The 1824-nt window shown below is 66.0% G+C and carries 3 protein-coding genes; 2 read left to right on the top strand and 1 reads right to left on the bottom strand.

The window, feature by feature from the left end:
- A partial coding sequence (locus ACZ6D7_RS47505) for an IS1380 family transposase (protein WP_469505163.1) occupies positions 1-797 on the bottom strand: 797 nt, incomplete at its 3' end.
- A 159-nt stretch (positions 798-956) separates the two neighbouring features.
- On the opposite strand from ACZ6D7_RS47505, the gene ACZ6D7_RS47500 reads away from it, so the two are divergent.
- On the top strand, positions 957-1271 hold the full coding sequence (locus ACZ6D7_RS47500) for a hypothetical protein (RefSeq protein ID WP_079657367.1): 315 nt from the start codon (positions 957-959) through the stop codon (positions 1269-1271).
- On the top strand, positions 1268-1564 hold the full coding sequence (locus tag ACZ6D7_RS47495) for a DUF7336 domain-containing protein (RefSeq protein WP_079657366.1): 297 nt from the start codon (positions 1268-1270) through the stop codon (positions 1562-1564). The genes ACZ6D7_RS47500 and ACZ6D7_RS47495 overlap by 4 nt, the downstream gene beginning before the upstream one ends.
- Positions 1565-1824 lie beyond the last annotated feature (260 nt).

Raw genomic sequence — 1824 nt, 5'->3', positions numbered from 1 at the left:
ACGTGTTGGTGGATCGCGTCGGTGATCACCATGCCGACCGAGTAGGACAGCCAGCGTCCTCGCTTCGCGAGCCAGGCGACGAAGTCGTGGGTGCCGCCCGCGGAGTCGGTGCGGATCAGGGTCTGCCGCCCGCGCCGATACTCCTTCGGCAGCTGGGCCAGGGCCAGGCGGGTGGTGGTGATGTGGTCGGAGGCGGTGTTCGAGCCCGCGTTGCCGGGTCTGAGCAGGGCCGCGACGGGTTCCCCGGTGCCGCCCGGGCCGTGGTCGACGAAGGCGATCAGCGGGTGATGGCCGTAGGCCCGCTTCCAGGTCGGGGCAGCATCCTGCTTGTCGGAGTGCGCGATCACCAGCACCCCGTCGAGGTCCACGGTCACCTGCCCGTCGGCATCCGGCGCCGCGGCTCCGGCCAACTTCCAGACGTGTTCCCGTACTTGTGCCCGCCCGGTCCTGATCGCCGTCAGGGCCTTCGGACCGGCCGCGCCCAGAGTGTCGATCAGTCGGGAGACCGTCGGATCGGAGGCCACCGGCCCGAACACGGCCGGCTCGGCCCGCAGCATCCCGACATCGGCCAGGCAGTCACCGCCCAGCGCGACCGCGAGCGCTACATCCAGCAGGATCTTCCCCGGATCGTGCACCGCCCTCGGCTTCCGCCACGGTGCCAGCGCCGCCGATATCGCCTGGTCCAGGCCGGTCTTGCGGATCGTCTCGACCAGCAGCACACCACCGGCCTGGGAGACCACCCCGCGACCACCGCCCTCGGTACGGACACGCGGGTAGGGCCCGATACGCTTCTTCACCTGGAGAGTGCTTCTTTCCTGTGACGACCTGGACCCTAGACAAGTCCCATCGTTGCAGGTCAGGGGCACTCTTCGCGTTTCTGATCACCCACCGGACACAATATGGGGCGCGAACTCTGCCGCCCCCGAGCGTCACACCAGCAAGGGAGAATTCCCGCGATGACAGACGAACACGAACCTGACGGCGATCTCTACGTGCTGTGGCACGCGCGCCATCTCGCGGTGGAGCAGGACGAACGGGTCATCCATCTCGATGCGGACGGCACCATCCACCTGGACGAGGAGGAGTGGAGGATCATCGGCATCTACCCGGACCAGGCAGTCGCGGAGAGGCAGCGGGAGATCTCCAGGAAGCTTCCAGGGTTCCGGGACGAACCTGATTGTTTCGAGATCGCACCCGTGACGGTGGACGAGGATTTGTGGAACGAGGGGTTCGTCACGGTGTACCCCGAAGGGCTTAGGCGAGACTCATGAACCGGACGCTCTACCTCCTGGTGCACAGGCATCACTTCGCGGACGAGCCGGGTGCTCCCACCACCGTCGACTTCATGGAAGACGGCGAACCGCTCTTCTGGGACGACAGCGAGGACAGCTTCACGTTCCTCGGCCTGTACTCAAGCCAGCAACGGGCGGAACAACGCATCGAGCAGGCGCGCACCCTACCCGGATTCAGGGACCATCCCAACGGCTTCCACGTGCACGAGTACACCGTGGGTCAAACCCACTGGGCCGAAGGATTCCTCGTCGGCGAACAAACCGACGGCTGAGCAGGCACCACCGCCTCCAGCCGCGATTCTTCTCGACGGTCCGCCGACTCCATAGCAGGACCGAACCGGCCTGCGAGGCCATCTGGCGGCCGTCTCCCTGGACACGGACGCGCGGGTACAACCCGGTAGGCTCTGTCACCTGGAAAGTGCTCTTTTCCTCGCAGTCGAGAGGACCCTCAGTAAGTCCCATCGTTGCAGGTCAAGAGCACTTTCCGTTTTCTGATCAGCCCTCGGACAGCCTGCTTCGTGAAAGCGCGAGG

This window comes from Streptomyces sp. NPDC041784, from assembly GCF_055591025.1.
This window is presented reverse-complemented; position numbering and strand designations above follow the sequence as displayed.